The following is a 15860-nucleotide window of genomic DNA, read 5'->3' as shown; positions in this document are numbered from 1 at the left end:
GTCAGTGATGTTGGGGAAGCGGGACGGCTTTGAATTCCTCGGCTGCCGCCTTTACTGCCCGTTCGATCGGAATTCGTTCGATGGAGGAGGCGCCGACAAATCCGACGCATTGCGTCGACCGGTACACCTCGGCCGTATCCGCGGGCTCTGCGATCGCACCACCATGGCAGAGCAGGACAACGTCGGAGCGCCCGCTCCTGGCCGCGGCGTTGATGTCGTTGATGCGATTGATCGCGTCTTTGACCGACCGCCCTTCCTCATGGCCAACGAGCCCGCCCCGTGTGGCGCCGACATGAGGGATGATGCAGTCGGCCCCGGCGCTTGCCATCGCCTTGGCATCGTCCGGGTTTGCGACATAGGCGAGCGAGAAGATGTTCTTCTTGCGCGCAGATGCGATCATCTCGACTTCGCGTTCGAAGCCGAGCCCGACGCGGCCGCGGCGGTCGCGCCATTTGTCGCCCATGGTCGAGATGGTGGGATAGTTGATCACGCCTGAGAAGCCGGCCGCCCAGAATTTGTCGAGCAACGCATCGAGATCGAGCCGAACGGGATCCCAGGCCTCAACGCCGCCGATCACGGGGATGGAAGAGACAACGTTGCGGATTTCTGCGGCAAGCTCGAGCGTGCGCGCGTTGGAGTCTCCGATCCGGCTGGTCGGAAGCCCCATCAGGCGCGACAGCCCGGTAGAGTAGACCACCAGCATGTCCGCGCCCCCGAGGACAGCGCATTTGGCCACCAGGCCGCAGCTGCTGCCTGCGGCAAGAACCGCTCTGCGCTCGGCCACCTGGCTTGCGATCTTCGCTAGGATTTCGCTTCGCTCAAACATCCGCATCGCAGTCAGCCTTCCTGCGCCAATTGCTCGAGGATCCAACTCGCGGCCGCCTCGGCAAATTCGGGATCGTTGATGTGACAGTTCAATTCGCGCACCGTGATTTTGGGCGGCAGATTGTTCTTGACCGCGTCCAGCCAAGCGCGGTCGGCATTGCAATCACGGAACACGCCGCCGTCGCGGTCGTAGTCGGAGACGCCTTTCGCCGGCCAGAGCACGATGGCTGGCGCTTCGGCCCGCGACAGCCGCTCGGCCGTAAGCCGGCCGATGCTTGCGTTTTCGGACGGAGTTGTGCGCATGAGCGTGGTGTAGCGAGTATGGGAGTAGAACTGGCGGCAGCGAAACTGATCGGGGACGCTGGATGGTGGACCAAAATTGACCATGTCGACTGCGCCTGGCGCGACGACCTGCGGGATTGATCGATCCGCGGCTGCCTTGAGCCGATCCGGTCCGGCGCTGGCGGTGCCACCGACGATTTCGTCAGCAAGCTCGGTTGTGGTCAGATCGATTACAGCGTCAAACTCACCGGCCGCGATTAGCTGTTCCATCTTGCGCCCGCCGGCCCCGTTAGCGGGGAAAACGATCGCATCGAGGCCGGCCTCTCCAAGACGTCTTACGCATTGATTGGCCGCCGGCGTCGTAACTCCGAAGGCCGTGATGGCGACGATTTTCTTCCGTCTCCTCTGACGGGATGGCTCATATTGCATGGCGGCCACGGCGCGGCCGGCATTGTCCAGCACGCGTTGGGTGAAGGCGTTGATCCCGAAGAGGTCGACAAGGGTCGGATAGAGGATGATGTCGTTATGGACGGCCAGTTCGGCGAGCAGTGCGGGCCTGGCGCTACTCACAAGGAGCTTCGGGAAGCCATATGGTAAATCGCGGACGACTTCGCCAAAGACGGCGCTGCCCTTGCCACCCGCAATTCCGACAATTGCGCTGATCGCGCCTGATTGGCGAAGATCATCGACCATTTTGCGGGCCGATTGGGCAATGTCGTTCAAGAGCTCGACGGGAGAAACGGCGCGGCCGCCATCTGTCGGCTCTTTGTCCGACCCTGCCTTGGACGTACCGACGTCTAAGACCACCGTCGTGCGGCCCAGGCCTTCGATGACGTTTCGGAGATAAGATGCTTCTGCGCCCTTCGTATCGAGCGTCGCCACGATTGCAACGGCGCCAGCGGCTCCGACCTTGGGCGAGCGCCCAAGCCTGGCCGACTTCGCGTCGTCGGTGCAATGGTGCGACACGATCTTTCCTCTCCGATCCTGCTTGATACGAATGGTCTAAACGCGGCCGAGACGCTCAATAAGTGCCGCGCCGGGGAGAGTTGGGTAATATTGGGTAGATGTCTCGAAGCGCTCGGGAGCGCACCGGTGGCTCTAGCCAAGGTTGCCTGTCCTGTCTGCGGCGTGTCTTCCCCTCTCCTCTTCCGGCATCTTCTGTCCGGCGTCCTTTCGGGCCCATGAGACGCACGCGGTGCGCAGCAGGCGAAGGTCATCTCCGCCAGCCCTTGGGACGCTGTTTCACCCATTGCAAAAAGTGCCAAGTGGCGGGCGGGTGGACAGCTCGCGCGGTTCAATGCCTGTGAATTGAATTCTAAAAAGAGACCGCTGCTGGAGCTCTCCAACAGCGGCGTAAGTCGAGGGAGGAAGCAGACGAGGCCGGCCTGCCAGCGGATAGATGAGACGTCGTCGGAAGCCTGACGTGCCTAGATGTCGTGCAGATCTCTAGACCGAACTGAAATGCCGTATAAGATCAGTGCGATGTTTAAATGGGTAAGATTGGGTAGAGGCGGTTGAAGCAAAGAGCAGTCGGCGAGCTCATTTCAAGCAGGTCGGACACGCGCGAGGGTTATTGCCTAGCAATCTATGCGCCGGCTTTAGGGAGCCTTCCGGAAGGCTCCATGCTGGTCATGGCGACCTTGCCCGTCGTTGACTGGAACGATTGTCTGTTACGGGATCTGCGCACGTTCCGAAAGGAGAGATCTGCGGGTGTTTACGCCGCGATCGTCATGATCGATCCCTTCGCGTGCTGGGAGGATCTTGCCGATGCGTTGAAAGAGGCCGGGATCAAGGGGATCATCAACTTCCCGCCGGCGTCTCTCATTGAGCGGTCAACGACAGGGACGCCCATTGAAAGCGGACAGGAGATCGAGCTTCGACGTCTGGAATGGTTTGCCAATTTGGACTTCAGGGTGTTGTTCGCGACGGACGACATCTCTAAGACCGCAATGGCCGAGCGGCGCATCGGCTCGCATCTGGCCGGCCTGGTCCAGATGCCGGAAGAAGCGCTCAAGTTCGTGATTGGCGATGGCGTCGATTTGGTAAGCGCCGGGAAGCGAGGAGCGCCGGTGGCGAAGTTCGCGCTTCTGAGCGGCACGAAGCCGCCAGCGCGAAAATAATGAGGAGCAGAGCTACTCCAGGATCCGCAGCTTCTTGATCTTGTTGTAGAGGGTCTTCCTGGAGAGTCCAAGGGACTGGGCAGTTTTTCCGCGGTGGAGCTTGTTTCGTTTCAGCCCTTCGATGATCCACTCGCGCTCGGAGAACACATTTGTCCGTTTCACGGCCGATGACGCGGTCAGCAAAGGCCTTAGGACGTCAGCCGTAATGTGTGACAGTTGCAGCGTCACCAGCTGGTTGACGATTTGGCGCAACTCTCGCAGGTTTCCCGGCCAATCATGCCCGGCAAGCGCCAGGAAGGCAGAATTCTCTATTCCCAACGTCGGCGCGTTTGAATCTCCCTTCGCTTCCACCGTGAAATGCTGGACCAGTTGGGGAAGGTCTTCGAGCCTGTCCGGCAAGGCCGGCAGGGCAATGTCAAGCCCGGTAAACAGGGCAAGAAGCCGAGGACAGAGCACGGTTTGAAGGCTGGCGCTGCGAGCAATTGTCGCTGTTGCAATGATCCGTGCGTTGGACCGCACGACCGATACCCCGTTCAGGGGTGCAAAACCGCCGGTCTCGAGGTAATCAGCAAGACGCTCCTGGCCATCCCGCGGCAGTTGATCCAGATGCAGCAGCAGGACGGCAGTGCCGTTTGCAGCTTCAAGAATCGATAGTTGGCGCTTCCTGGTCTCGTCGCGCTCCGCGCCGAACAATGCACCGATGTTGCCCGCTGCCGGCCCCGCGCGGCACTGGAAGAGCGCAGCCTTTGTATGTTTGCGGTCGCTGAAGCTGTGAACGAGATTCGCTATCCTGCGTTTTCCCGAGCCCGTTTCGCCCCACACGAGCACAGGATTAGGATTGGCAGCCAGGCGTTTGGCGGTCTCGAGCACCCGCTTCATGACTGAGGATTGGGCAATGACGCCGTGCCTGAACCCGCTCAATTGGAGCTGACGCTCGAGCAGATCGACTTTCTCGCGCAAGAGATGAATCGTCTTGAACCCGGATGTGACCTCGAGGACCGACATCTCCAACGGGACCCGGTCCAGCGAAGAGCCGCCTATGAAGCCCTGGACGCCCGTTTCGCGGCAGATATCGAGGAGTTCGTCCGGCTTTGTAATGGGTCCGCCGCCGAGTAGACAGATGACGTTCTTGTCGGTGGAGTGCGCCACCCGTGTCACGGCGCTGGTCCGCGCTGCGAGCTCGGACTGGCTGATCGATGGATCAGATCCGCTTTCGACGCTGCGATTGAGATTGAAGTTGATGCAGATCGCCTCAATGCCTGCCTCGACCATGCGCCGCGCTTCGGCCTGGGAGCGGGTATAGGCAATCGTCATCAAACCGCGTTGACGGGCTTTTGTTAGAAGTTCGATTTCTCGCTCGTAGCCGAGGCCAGATTTCTCGAGCAAGGACCTTCTAAAATCGTCGATGTGGATGACGGAGGGGAAATTGGTAACCCCTGTAAAGCCCCATCGGATGATCCGGTCGAGGAAGCGATCGAGATCGAGGCGCGGATCGAAGGTGCATGCGCCGAAAAAGACCGGCAGTTTGGTGCTGGGCAGGATCTCGGTTCGGCCGAATCCGGCGACGAATTCGTTGCTATCGCGGATGGGCAGGATCGAGGCTGGCGAGGAGCCGCCCATGGCGCGAAAACGGCCAGCGTTGAGCGCAAGGACAAAATCTGCACCCGCCCGTTCGGCCGCCCTTGCGGTCATGCCCGAGCCGATGCCTGCCCCGAGCACGAATGAACGGGAATTGCGGAAGAACTGCCTGATTCCTGCGTTCTTGACCTGCTCTACCCGGTTGTGCATACCGGCCGCCCCTCCTGTGCGGCAGGCCCGAAAATTAGCTCCAATTTGCCGGTGCGTGCAACCGCTGCAGGGCCTTGCCGTTGGCCGTGAACAGGTGGCAATCGGCTGGTGAAGCCGCAAGGCGGACCTTGCCAGATCGTTTGGCTGGCTCGAGCCGTGGCGCTTTGGCGACCACGGCTTCCTTGCCCGCGTTGCCGTAGATGTAGGTGACGCTGCCAAGGTGCTCGACGAAATCGACGTCCAGCTCGAGAGCGATCTCTTTGTCTTCTGCCGGCTGCGAGAAATCATCGGGACGGATCCCGAGCGTGATCGGCTTGCCGACCAGCAATTGATCCGGCCGAACGGGGACCGAGACGGTCGAGCCCGCGTCAAGCCTGACCTCCACCCCTGTCTCGTGCGCGGCCTCGATATGACCGCCCAAAAAATTCATCTTAGGCGAGCCAATGAAGCCGGCGACGAAGCGCGACGCCGGGTAGTGATAGAGCTCGTGGGGGCTCCCCACCTGCTCGATATTGCCGTCCTTGAGCACGACGATCTTGTCAGCCATGGTCATGGCCTCGACCTGATCGTGAGTGACGTAGATCATGGTGTTTCCAAGCTGCTCGTGGAGCTTGGCGATCTGGACCCGCATCTGCACCCGCAGCTCGGTGTCGAGGTTGGACAGCGGCTCGTCAAACAGAAACACCTTGGGCTCGCGGACGATGGCCCGCCCGATCGCCACGCGCTGGCGCTGGCCGCCGGAGAGCTGCCGTGGCTTGCGATCGAGCAAATGGTCGATCTGCAATAAGGACGCGGCCTCAGCGACACGCTTCCCGATCTCCGCTTTCGTCGCTTTGGCCATCCGCAAGGGGAAAGCCAGGTTTTCCCGGACGGTCATGTGCGGATAGAGGGCGTAGCTCTGGAACACCATGCCTAGATTGCGGTCGGCCGCGTCCACGTCGTTGACGAGCTCATTGTCGATGAAAAGCCGTCCTCCGCTAATCGGCTCGAGACCGCCGATCATGCGCAGCAGGGTCGACTTGCCCGACCCTGAAGGCCCGACGAAGACGACGAATTCGCCGTGATCGATGGTGAGGTCGATATTGCGCAGGATCTGGATAGTGCCATAGGCCTTGTTGAGGCCTTCCAGGCGAACATTGGCCATCACGCTCTCCTCTGCCGTACGGTGTCTACACCAGCCTTCACGGCGATTTCTGAAAGGCTGGACACGGTAAAGTCGGCTGGCAGCAGCGCGGCGTCCTTGCGAGGTGGGACGCCTGTCGTGACGAGCACGGCAGGAAGGCCGGCGCGCTTGCCGGCCTGGATATCTGTCTGTATCTGGTCGCCGATCATCAATGTGGATTGACGTGGCGTTCCAAGCCGCGAAAGCGCGGCTTCGATCATGTGCGTCTCGGGTTTGCCGACGATCAGAGGCTGGACTTGAGTTGCGGCTGCAACTGCCGTGATCATGGCCCCTGCCCCTGGTTCGAAGCCGTCCGCAGTCGGCAAGAGAAGATCAGGGTTTGTGCCTATGAACACGGCGCCGCCCAGGATAGCCGCAGCAGCAATTCGCAGCTTGTCATGCGTAATCTGGCGGTCGAGCCCCATCACCACGACTTCAGGCTTCGCATCGGTGACTTCGAGGCCCGCCTCCTCGATCGCTTTGGCAAGGGATGGCGCGCCGATGACAAAGGCCCGTGTCAGTTTCGGGTATTGGGCGCGAATGAGCGCCGCGGCCGTGATGGCGCTCGTCACGACCTGCCTCGGGGAGATCGAAAGCCCGAAACCTCCGACCTTGCGCACAACATCTTCCGGCGTGTGGGTCGAATTGTTAGTGACGAAGCAGAAGGGAAGTTTTGCCCGCTGCCAGCTCTTGAAGGCTTCGATGGCGTCCGCGATCGCGGCGTTCCCCCGGTAGACCACGCCATCCAGATCGGAAATGACACCGGCGATCTCGGGCCATTGAAGCTGAGTGCCGGACTTAGCCATTCATCAGCATCCCGCCGTTCACGTGAACGATCTGGCCGGTCATGTAGGAGGCCGCAGGGCTTGCGAGAAACACGGCAAGGCCGGCAATGTCGTTCGGCAATCCAACCCGTCCCAATGGGATTCGGCCGCTATGGCGGGCTTCCGTCTCCTCACGCGGACGGCCATGCATGGGGGTGTCGATGATCCCCGGTGCGATTGCATTCACATTGATCTTGAGCGGCGCGCATTCATAAGCAAGGAGCTTTGTGATGTCGTGAACGATTGCCTTGGAGAGGCAATAGTCCGCCCCTCCGGCCTGATAGTTGAATACGGCGCCTTGCGAAGACAAGGAGGAACCGACATTGACGATGCGGCCGCCCTTGGTTGTCATGAAGCGCTCGATCGCGAGCTTCGAGCAGCGGAGGATTGCGACCGAGTTGATCTGGATTGTGCGTTCGATCTTGTCGGCCGCCCCGCTGAGGAGCGGCTGGGCAGATTTAACGCCGGCATTGTTGACGAGCACGTCGAGCCGGCCGAATCGTTTTCCGATCTCCTCGAGCACGCGCGCCACGTCCTCTTCGCGCGAAACGTCCATGGCCATCGGCAACACGCCATTGCCATGGGGAAGTCCTACCAATGTCTGCCTGAGGCTTTCGAGATTGGCGTCGGTGGCAACGACGTTGGCCCCTCCTGCCCGAAACGCATTCACAATGGCAGATCCGATGCCGCCCCCTGCCCCTGTCACGAGCACCGTTCTGTCTGAGACTGAGAACTGTTCGGTCATTCCAACTCCAAGATCGTTTGTGATTTGAGGAATTCATCGACCTCTGCTGCCAGCGGCATTGAGGCCTGCGCCCCGCGGCGCGTTACGCACAGGGCAGCAACGGCTAGTGCTCGTCTGACCGAATCCCTCAGAGGCAGGCCTTGAGCGAGCGAAGCGGCAAAAGCGCCATTGAAGGCGTCCCCGGCGGCCGTGGTATCGACGACTTTGACGGGAAAGGCACGCAGCGCAAACGAGTGCGCCGCGTCGGCATAGAAGGCGCCCTGCGCTCCCAGCGTGATCAGTGCGGCTTTGGGTCCGAGGTGCAGAAGCTTGGACGCCGCCACTGCGGCGCTGTCGAAATCGGTCACCTCTACCCCGGTCAGCTCGAAGGCCTCGGTCTGGTTGGGGGTCACGTAATCGACTTGTCGCCATGCCGCCGGCGAAAGCCCGGGTCTGACCGGCGCCGGATTAAAAATGAGTTCGAAGCCCTTCTCGCTTTTCATTTCAAAGAGCCGGTTGAGGGCGGAGATGGGCAAGCCCATTTCGGCAACAACGAGCGCGCCTGGCGCGATGAATGCGGCCGCGCTCTCAACCATGGCCGGCATCACATTCAGATTGGCGCCCGGATCGATCACGATCATGTTCGAACCGTCGTCTCCCACCAGGACGAGGGCCGAGCCGGAGACCTCACCGGCACAAATGGTGATGGCCTCAGCACGGACTCCGGCTTCGCGCAGTGACTGCAAGAGGGACTGGCCAGCCTCGTCCCCGCCAAGACGGGTGTAGAATAGGGGCTTCAGTCCAAGCCGTGCGGCCGCTACGGCTTGATTGGCGCCCTTCCCTCCAGGATTGCGGTTCAATTTGCCCATCAAACTTTCACCCGGCGTTGGCAGCCGCTCGACATTGAAGCAGAGGTCGAGATTGGTCGTTCCAAAGAACATCAAGGGCCTGGGATTCATTTTACTGCCCCGAAAGTGAGACCACGTTCGAGGTGGCGCTGGCCCATCACGATCAAGATCACCGGAATGATCATGGTAACGACCAGTCCTGCAGCCATGACGGGATAGAACTGCACCCCCGGATTGAGCAGCTTGAGTAGCGCGACGGTCACCGGCGCCTTGGTGGAGCTCAGGATCAAGCCGAGCGCGAAGTTGTGCCAGGCCAGCAGAAAGATCAGCAAGGAGGCGCCGATCAGGCCGGGCTTGAGAAGCGGCAGCACGATATGCAGAATGACCCTGACAGGTTTGGCCCCGTCCATCGCTGCAGCCTCCTCGATGTCCTTTGGAATATCCTCGATGTAGGAGCGGCTCAACCACACGATCATAGGCAGCGTGACGACCTGGTAGACCCAGATCATGCCGAGATAGGTGTCGTAGAGTCCGATGGTCTGGAACACGTTGAAGAGCGGGATGACGACGAGCAAGGCCGGGGCGAACCTGAAGCCAAGAATGAAGAAGGCGATGTCCTCCTTCATCGGGATGTCTCGCCTTGCCAGAACGTAACCGGCGGGCACGCCAAGGAGCATTGAGACGAAAACAGATCCGAGCGCGATGGCGACGCTATTTGTCACTGGCGTGAGGAAATCAACCTTGATGGTGCCATAGCTTGTCGCGCCGGCCTGCGCGGCGTCGAACAGCACCCGGAAATTCTCAAGCGTCGGCGAGAAGATGAACTTGGGCGGCCAGGCCATGACCTCGCCCTGCTGTTTCAACGACATCAGCAGGATCCAGATCAGCGGAAAAGCGAGAGTGAGCGCGCAGATGCCAACCAGCAGATTGAGAGCGATATTTGTCGATCCTGAGCGATTTAGGCGCATGTCGCGTCTCTTCAGCTAACGCGTTGTCGGACGTATCGCCACAACTTGACCGTGAGGAACGCTCCGGCCAGGACGATGATCCAATTGACGACCATGAGGGCCGCGCCCCGGCCGAAGGCGAGGTTCTGGAATGCGGTGATGTAGGCGCGCACGGAAAGAACGGAGGTGCTGTTGCCGGGACCGCCTTGCGTCGTTCCGAAAATGATGTCGAATTGATTGAGAGATTCGATCAGACGGAAGACCGCAGCAATCAGGATGTAGGGCGCGATCAACGGCAGCTCGATGTAGAGGAAGGTTGCCCAGCCCTTTGCACCATTGACGCGCGCGGCCTCCCTGATCTCCTCATTGATGCCCTGGAGGCCGGCGAAGATGATCAGCGTGAAAAAGGGGGTGTAAGTCCATATGTCGATCAGGACGAGGGAAATCATCGCTGTCGCGGGATCAGAAATCCATGCAAACCGGCCCATTCCTACAAGCGACAGCAGATAGTTCAGGATGCCGCTCTGCGGATCCATCATCGTCGTCCACATCAAGGCAACGCTCATGGGCGGAAGCACGAGTGGCAACAGAATGACCGGCCGCATCACGCGTGCCAGGAACACTTCGGTGGCAAAGAGCTTGGCGAGGGCAACGCCGAGCACGGCTTCCGCAAGGACCGCTGAACCAGCGTAGACAAGTGTTGCTCGGACGCTATTCCAGAAGTCGTCTGTCTTGATCAACGCGGCGTAATTGGTAAGGCCAATAAAGTGGACCAGTGGCCGGCCGAACTTGAGATCCGTCAGGGACTGAAATACGCCGTAGAAGAACAGGAACAGAAAGCCAAGAAGGATCAAGACCGCCGGCGCGATCGCGGCGATGCTCCACCAGTCAAGGCGCGGCGGGCTGGCACTCTTGGCCGCGCCGTCTTGCGCCGAAGCGAGTTGGCTCACTGAAGACTGCAGCGTCACGATTGCGTCTAATCCTGAAGAATACATTTCAACTGACATCGAAATCCAAGGGGGCGGCATGCAAGCCTACCACCCCCTTTGGGACTTCACATCGACGAACGGATCTCGGAGGCAAGGTCGGTCAGCGTTGCCTTCACATCCGCTCCATTGACCATCTTCTGCATCGCCACCGCCCAGGCATTCATTGCCTCGGCGAAGCCGACGCGGGCCGTAAAGGCGAGTTGCGCCTGGTCCTGCACAGTCTTGAACGTCTCGACGAAGTTGTTGAATTCAGGCTTTGCGGCGTATTCGAGCCAGGCCTTGTCGCTCCAGGTCGATGCGCGCGGAGAGTTGACGAGCTTGCCCGCAACGGCACCGTTCAGCTCGACCTGCTTGGAGGTCGCCCATTGGATGAAGAGCCAGGCCGCGCCCTTCTTCTGGGAGGCGGCGTTCATGGCCAGAGACCAGATCCAGATGTTGGATTCGAAGTTCTTGCCGTTCGGTGCGCGCAACGGTGGTGCAAAGGCGATCTTGCCGGAGGCGGGCTTGCCGGCGACGTCGTTCCAGAAACCGAACATGTTGGAATCGATCGCCATGGCGGTCCGCCCTGAATTGATCCCTTCGACCACCTGGTACCAATTGTCATTGGCAAAGGAGGGAGCAGCGCATTTCTTGATCATGTCGACATAGTCTTTGTGGAAGGCGATCGACTCTGGCGAATCCAGGCCCGTGTCGAGTTTGCCGTCTTTGACGACGAAATCGTGCACGCCATAGGACCTCGCAATCGAGATCGCAGCCGTGTGGATGCTGCTCCAGAACCTTACGCCGCGAACGCCGAGAGGCGTGATGGTGGGATCGGCAGCTTTGAGTTTCTCACAAGCGGCCGACATCTCCGGCGGGGTGCTCGGGACTTTGATACCGTGCTTGTCCAGCACATCCTTGCGGTAGAACAACTGGATGTTCTCGAAGCCATGGGGGATCGCCCAGACCTGCCCGCTGCCGGCCTCGATCTGGCCCTCCTTGACCTTCCATGTCAGCGCTTCGCGCAAGGCTGGGAAGAAGTCCTTGTAGTCGTAGGCTGCAGAGGTGAGCTTTGAATCGTTTAGATAGCGATCGAGCGGTTCGAGCAGTTGGCCCGGGGCAAGGTCCCAGGCGGGCTGGATGCCCGTGCCGACGACATCCCAGCTTGGCGATTTCGTGCTGAGCTGGATCGTTAGCTTATTCCAATAGGCATCATCCGGATAAAGCTCCGGCGTCACCTTGATGCCGGTGAGTTTCTCGAACTCGGGCAGTTGAGCCGCAACAGCGTCAGCATAGGGGTGAATATCGTAGGCCCAGACGATGGACGTGCCTTCGAATTGCCGCCAGTTGATGTCTTCTGCGTAGGCCTGGGTGGCAGCCAGTGCCGCCCCGGCGCACACGGTGGAGTTAATGAGAGCTTTTTTGATAAGTTGAGCCGAATGACCGCAAACAACGGCTAGCGTCCTTGGCATGATTCCCTCCGATGGGCTCTTTGGCCCGCAAACCACGCGCCCTCTCCTCTAGCAGAGGCCGTGGTAGGCGAAGGCTATGCGCCATTCTAACGGGCTAAGCGGCTTTTGACACAGAGTTTGGGTAAGGTTGGGTAAGAGCCAGAAATCGGGGTTTCTAAAATAAGATCGGCTGGCCGCGACGAGGCTACGCAATGCGAAGCGCCAGTGGACGCTTCAACAGCACTTTTGCAGGCATACGAAAACGATCTGAAAAAAGCCTCCGCCAGACATTTGGTCTAGGCAGAGTAGCCTCTCATGCTTGCAATGCTGGCCCGATGACGCTGTTCTCAGTATAAATTGCTTTCAGTCTGGCATTGCCAATTGGAGTTGCAGGATGATCGCGCAAATCGCAAGAGTCGTTTCCAGCACGGTCAGAAAACCAGCTGAGGACGGCGATACTCTCAAGATTCTTGGTATATTTTGTGGAGCAGGCCTTCTGCTCTCTCTACTCGTCGCAATGGCTTTTGCGCTCGACTTGACGCCTTTGTGATGGTTCAGCGGTTCATCACGATGAGGTCGAGCCGAGCAGTTCCCACTAAAGCGCACGGCAGAGGAATTCACCGCGACGGCCCCATCGTCCCTCCGGCATAGCGCCTAGCCGCCGCGTCCTGCGTGTTTGTTGACCCATGCCGAAGTCTAACTCGGGGACCGGCCAACCCTAGTTGCCATTCGTAGGCCCGCGATATTGGTGGCGTACTCGGCAGCGATATTGCCGCCAAACAGGGCTGAACCCGCCACCAACGTGTCGGCCCCAGCCTCCACGACGGCGGCAGCATTGTGGCACGTGATACCACCATCGACCTGAAGGCGGATCGGGCGATCGCCGATCATGGCGCGAATGCGCCTGATCTTGGGGATCTGGCACTCCAAAAACGCCTGGCCACCGAAGCCCGGATTGACGGTCATGACAAGCACCAGATCCAACCTATCGAGCACATATTCGATTGTACCCTCCGGCGTCGACGGACACAGGCTTACGCCCGCTTTCTTGCCGAGCGCGCGAATAGCCTGCAGCGAACTATCGAGATGTGGACCGGCTTCCGCATGAATCGTGATGATGTCGGCACCGGCTTTGGCAAAGCCTTCAAGATAAGCGTCGACGGGCGCTATCATGAGGTGAACGTCAAACGTCTTCGTGGTGAACGGCCTCACCGCCTTTATCACGTCCGCACCGAAACTGATGTTCGGCACGAAGTGCCCGTCCATGACATCGCAATGGATCCAGTCAGCGCCGGCTGCGTCGATCGCCGCGACCTCCTCGCCGAGACGCGCGAAATTCGCCGCCAGGATCGAGGGAGCAATGACGATATCCCTGGTCATGGACATTTGCTCCCGGTCGCCTGCTCGCTGCCAGCTCCGCCGCTGAACACGCGGCTCGCCAATACGTCGGAGGGATCGATGGTTTCGAGATCAGCGATCTCGAGCATCCGGTCGAGATCGGAGACCAGCCGATCGGCCTGGCGCAACCGGATGCGATCGACAGCGTTGCGGACCGAGCGCGCATTGGAGAAGAACGGCTGAGTCCGGCGCAGCACAATGTATCTTTCGAACGACTCGCGTGCCGCGGCCGAGAAGCGGTAGCCGCGCTCCCTCAGCATAAGCTCGGCAATGTAGAGCAGCTCCGCCTCCGAATAGTCGGGAAACTCGATGTGGTGGGCGATGCGTGATCGGAAGCCTGGATTGGAGGCAAAGAAACTGGTCATCCGTTCGCCATAACCCGCGAGAATGACGACGAGATCCTCGCGCTGGTTTTCCATGACTTGCAGCAAGATCTCGATGGCTTCCTGACCATAGTCGCGCTCGTTGTCGGGCCGGTGCAGGTAATAGGCCTCGTCGATGAACAGTACGCCGCCCATCGCCTTCTTCAGGATCTCCTTGGTCTTCGGCGCAGTGTGACCGATATACTGACCGACAAGGTCGTCGCGCGTCACCGAGATCACCTGTCCGCGCCGCACGAAGCCGAGGCCGTGCAAGATCTTCGCCATGCGCAGGGCGACGGTAGTCTTACCGGTGCCGGGATTGCCGGTGAAGGACATGTGCAGCGTCGGGGCCGAGGAGACGAGCCCGGCCCGCTGCCGGATCCGCTCAATCAACAGGAGCGAAGCGATCTGCCGCACCCGCTGCTTGACGGGCTTCAAGCCGATCAACTCTTGTTCGAGCTGGTGCAAGGTCTCCGTGATCCCCGCCGCCTCGGCCTCCTTGCGCAGGTCAAACGCAGTAGGCACCTCATTGACCTCAATGGTCGTCGTGTGCGGCACATCCAGCATCTTGGACCTCGAATAAAGAGGCTTCGCCGCCGCAAATGACGGCGAAGCAGTTGTCCGCCAGGGAGTCGGAGCGGGGAGAAAGAGTCGCTCCGAGCGGAAAGCGACTAAGAGGAAGCCGGCTGAGGTTGCCGGTGTACGGTGGTGTAACGTACCGAGCGTACGGCCATCTCCTGGCGCACCAGCTCGAACTCAGCCTCCTTCGCGGGCCGGTTGACGAGGAACGAGATGCGCACCGACTCCCAGCCATGGCTGGAATCGAATCCCGAGACGCGGATGTAGCGGTCGCCATACACCCTGCGGCATTCGGCGAGCTCCATCATCACGCCGGCAGCGTCCGCGAGATCGAACATCGGCAGACCCCACATCTCCCAATAGGTGTTGCGGGGATGCGGGTCGTCGGTGAACTCGATGTTCACCGCCCAACCCTTGCTCAGGCAATATTGCACCTGCTTGGTAATCTGCTCGTCGCTGAGATCGGGCAGGAAGGAGAAACAGCCTTGGGTCAGTTTCATCTTTGCTCTCCTTTAGACAGCGGCGAGCGCCGTCGGCACGAAGTCCGGCGTGTCGGTGGATTGATAGTTGAAAGTGACGTCTTTCCAGGTCTCCAGCGCGGCCTTCAGCGGCGTGCAGGTCGCTGCGGCCTTGGCCAGGATCTCTGGGCCTTCGTGAACGTAGTCACGTCCCTCGTTGCGAGCGAGGATCATCGCTTCCAGCGCCACCCGGTTGGCGGTCGCCCCGGCCTGGATACCCATGGGGTGGCCGATGGTCCCGCCGCCGAACTGCAGCACGACGTCCTCGCCGAGCAGGTCGAGCAGCTGGTGCATCTGGCCGGCATGGATGCCGCCGGAAGCCACTGGCATTAGCTTATTCAGGCTCGCCCAGCTCTGGTCGAAGAACACGCCGTGCTCGAGCTTCATCGGGTTGAAGTCGTCGCGGCAGATGTCGTAATAGCCGCGCGTGGTGTTGGGATCGCCCTCGAGCTTGCCGACGACCGTGCCGGCGTGGATGTGATCGACTCCGGCGAGCCGCATCCATTTGGCGATGACGCGGAACGACACGCCATGGCTCTTCTGGCGCGTATAGGTCGAGTGACCGGCGCGGTGCAGATGCAGGATCATGTCGTTGCGGCGCGCCCATTTCGCCATCGACTGGATCGCGGTGTAGCCGATCACGAGGTCGATCATGACCACGACCGAGCCGAGCTCCTTGGCGAACTCCGCACGCTCGTACATGTCCTCCATGGTCGCGGCCGTGATGTTGAGATAGGTGCCCTTCACCTCGCCCGACGCCGCCTGCGCGCGGTTGACGCCTTCCATGCAGTAGAGGAAGCGGTCGCGCCAGTGCATGAAGGGCTGCGAGTTGATGTTCTCGTCGTCCTTGGTGAAGTCGAGCCCGCCCTTCAGCGCCTCATAGACCACGCGGCCGTAATTGCGGCCCGAGAGGCCGAGCTTCGGCTTGATGGTGGCGCCGAGCAGCGGCCGGCCGAACTTGTCGAGCCGCTCGCGCTCGACCACGATGCCGGTGGCCGGCCCCTGGAACGTCTTCACATAGGCGACCGGCAGCCGCATGTCCTCGAGCCGCAGCGCCTTCAGCG

Annotated in this window: 15 protein-coding genes and 1 pseudogene; 2 read left to right on the top strand and 14 right to left on the bottom strand. The window is 60.4% G+C overall.

All coding sequences use genetic code 11. The features are described 5' to 3' along the window. Nucleotide 1 precedes the first annotated feature (1 nt). Together XH91_RS37710 and XH91_RS37705 are read right to left on the bottom strand one after the other, a co-directional pair. Complete coding sequence (locus XH91_RS37710; protein ID WP_232995566.1) at nt 2-826, bottom strand: phosphoenolpyruvate hydrolase family protein; 825 nt, start codon at nt 824-826, stop codon at nt 2-4. Between the two features lie 11 nt (nt 827-837). Continuing rightward, entirely contained in the window at nt 838-2073 is a 1236-nt protein-coding gene (locus XH91_RS37705) for a Tm-1-like ATP-binding domain-containing protein (protein WP_232995565.1), read from the bottom strand. Between the two features lie 656 nt (nt 2074-2729). Between XH91_RS37705 and XH91_RS37700 the strand changes: the two genes are divergently transcribed. Further along, nucleotides 2730-3227 (top strand): hypothetical protein, encoded by a 498-nt coding sequence (locus XH91_RS37700; RefSeq protein ID WP_232995564.1) that lies wholly within the window; start codon nt 2730-2732, stop codon nt 3225-3227. 12 nt (nt 3228-3239) lie between these two features. Here XH91_RS37700 and XH91_RS37695 read toward each other — a convergent pair whose 3' ends face one another. From XH91_RS37695 to XH91_RS37660, 8 genes are all read right to left on the bottom strand, one after another. Continuing rightward, nucleotides 3240-5015 (bottom strand): phosphoenolpyruvate hydrolase family protein, encoded by a 1776-nt coding sequence (locus tag XH91_RS37695; RefSeq protein ID WP_128929487.1) that lies wholly within the window; start codon nt 5013-5015, stop codon nt 3240-3242. 34 nt (nt 5016-5049) lie between these two features. Continuing rightward, nucleotides 5050-6159 (bottom strand): ABC transporter ATP-binding protein, encoded by a 1110-nt coding sequence (locus tag XH91_RS37690; RefSeq protein WP_128929486.1) that lies wholly within the window; start codon nt 6157-6159, stop codon nt 5050-5052. Continuing rightward, on the bottom strand, nt 6159-6983 hold the full coding sequence (locus XH91_RS37685) for an HAD-IIA family hydrolase (protein WP_128955161.1): 825 nt from the start codon (nt 6981-6983) through the stop codon (nt 6159-6161). Before XH91_RS37685 ends, XH91_RS37690 begins: the two co-directional genes overlap by 1 nt. Then, nucleotides 6976-7746, bottom strand: coding sequence for an SDR family NAD(P)-dependent oxidoreductase (locus XH91_RS37680; RefSeq protein ID WP_128929484.1), 771 nt, complete (start codon nt 7744-7746; stop codon nt 6976-6978). Before XH91_RS37680 ends, XH91_RS37685 begins: the two co-directional genes overlap by 8 nt. Next, nucleotides 7743-8684 carry a ribokinase gene (locus XH91_RS37675; RefSeq protein WP_128929483.1) on the bottom strand — a complete coding sequence of 314 codons (942 nt, stop codon included), beginning with the start codon at nt 8682-8684 and terminating at the stop codon, nt 7743-7745. Before XH91_RS37675 ends, XH91_RS37680 begins: the two co-directional genes overlap by 4 nt. Next, complete coding sequence (locus tag XH91_RS37670) at nt 8681-9541, bottom strand: carbohydrate ABC transporter permease (RefSeq protein WP_128929482.1); 861 nt, start codon at nt 9539-9541, stop codon at nt 8681-8683. The genes XH91_RS37675 and XH91_RS37670 overlap by 4 nt, the downstream gene beginning before the upstream one ends. A gap of 11 nt (nt 9542-9552) precedes the next feature. Next, nucleotides 9553-10488, bottom strand: a complete 936-nt coding sequence (locus XH91_RS37665; protein WP_232995562.1) for a carbohydrate ABC transporter permease — start codon at nt 10486-10488, stop codon at nt 9553-9555. Between the two features lie 86 nt (nt 10489-10574). Continuing rightward, a complete protein-coding gene (locus XH91_RS37660; RefSeq protein WP_128929481.1) occupies nt 10575-11960 on the bottom strand; it encodes an ABC transporter substrate-binding protein in 1386 nt (461 codons plus the stop codon). Between the two features lie 373 nt (nt 11961-12333). Between XH91_RS37660 and XH91_RS39200 the strand changes: the two genes are divergently transcribed. Beyond that, nucleotides 12334-12489 (top strand): hypothetical protein, encoded by a 156-nt coding sequence (locus XH91_RS39200; RefSeq protein WP_164933596.1) that lies wholly within the window; start codon nt 12334-12336, stop codon nt 12487-12489. Between the two features lie 146 nt (nt 12490-12635). Here the strand turns inward: XH91_RS39200 and rpe are convergent, their stop codons facing one another. From rpe to XH91_RS39810, 4 genes and pseudogenes are all read right to left on the bottom strand, one after another. Then, nucleotides 12636-13319, bottom strand: a complete 684-nt coding sequence (rpe, locus tag XH91_RS37655) for a ribulose-phosphate 3-epimerase (RefSeq protein ID WP_128929480.1) — start codon at nt 13317-13319, stop codon at nt 12636-12638. Beyond that, nucleotides 13316-14266 (bottom strand): CbbX protein, encoded by a 951-nt coding sequence (gene cbbX / locus XH91_RS37650; protein WP_128955160.1) that lies wholly within the window; start codon nt 14264-14266, stop codon nt 13316-13318. Before cbbX ends, rpe begins: the two co-directional genes overlap by 4 nt. Before the next feature lie 104 nt (nt 14267-14370). Further along, nucleotides 14371-14778 carry a ribulose bisphosphate carboxylase small subunit gene (locus XH91_RS37645; RefSeq protein ID WP_128929478.1) on the bottom strand — a complete coding sequence of 136 codons (408 nt, stop codon included), beginning with the start codon at nt 14776-14778 and terminating at the stop codon, nt 14371-14373. A gap of 12 nt (nt 14779-14790) precedes the next feature. Further along, a pseudogene (locus XH91_RS39810) lies at nt 14791-15858 on the bottom strand (ribulose-bisphosphate carboxylase large subunit); the annotation flags it as partial. Nucleotides 15859-15860: the final 2 nt, after the last annotated feature.

The sequence above is a fragment of the Bradyrhizobium guangzhouense genome, assembly GCF_004114955.1.
GTDB lineage: Bacteria > Pseudomonadota > Alphaproteobacteria > Rhizobiales > Xanthobacteraceae > Bradyrhizobium > Bradyrhizobium guangzhouense.
This window is presented reverse-complemented; position numbering and strand designations above follow the sequence as displayed.

Excerpts from the sequence above, each read along its gene's own strand:
- XH91_RS37695 (WP_128929487.1), bottom strand. The coding sequence starts at position 5,015 with ATGCACAACCGGGTAGAGCAGGTCAAGAACGCAGGAATCAGGCAGTTC.
- XH91_RS37680 (WP_128929484.1), bottom strand. The coding sequence starts at position 7,746 with ATGACCGAACAGTTCTCAGTCTCAGACAGAACGGTGCTCGTGACAGGG.
- XH91_RS37645 (WP_128929478.1), bottom strand. The coding sequence starts at position 14,778 with ATGAAACTGACCCAAGGCTGTTTCTCCTTCCTGCCCGATCTCAGCGAC.
- cbbX (WP_128955160.1), bottom strand. The coding sequence starts at position 14,266 with ATGCTGGATGTGCCGCACACGACGACCATTGAGGTCAATGAGGTGCCT.
- XH91_RS37700 (WP_232995564.1), top strand. The coding sequence starts at position 2,730 with ATGCTGGTCATGGCGACCTTGCCCGTCGTTGACTGGAACGATTGTCTG.
- rpe (WP_128929480.1), bottom strand. The coding sequence starts at position 13,319 with ATGACCAGGGATATCGTCATTGCTCCCTCGATCCTGGCGGCGAATTTC.
- XH91_RS39200 (WP_164933596.1), top strand. The coding sequence starts at position 12,334 with ATGATCGCGCAAATCGCAAGAGTCGTTTCCAGCACGGTCAGAAAACCA.
- XH91_RS37710 (WP_232995566.1), bottom strand. The coding sequence starts at position 826 with ATGTTTGAGCGAAGCGAAATCCTAGCGAAGATCGCAAGCCAGGTGGCC.
- XH91_RS37690 (WP_128929486.1), bottom strand. The coding sequence starts at position 6,159 with ATGGCCAATGTTCGCCTGGAAGGCCTCAACAAGGCCTATGGCACTATC.
- XH91_RS37675 (WP_128929483.1), bottom strand. The coding sequence starts at position 8,684 with ATGAATCCCAGGCCCTTGATGTTCTTTGGAACGACCAATCTCGACCTC.
- XH91_RS37660 (WP_128929481.1), bottom strand. The coding sequence starts at position 11,960 with ATGCCAAGGACGCTAGCCGTTGTTTGCGGTCATTCGGCTCAACTTATC.
- XH91_RS37670 (WP_128929482.1), bottom strand. The coding sequence starts at position 9,541 with ATGCGCCTAAATCGCTCAGGATCGACAAATATCGCTCTCAATCTGCTG.
- XH91_RS37685 (WP_128955161.1), bottom strand. The coding sequence starts at position 6,983 with ATGGCTAAGTCCGGCACTCAGCTTCAATGGCCCGAGATCGCCGGTGTC.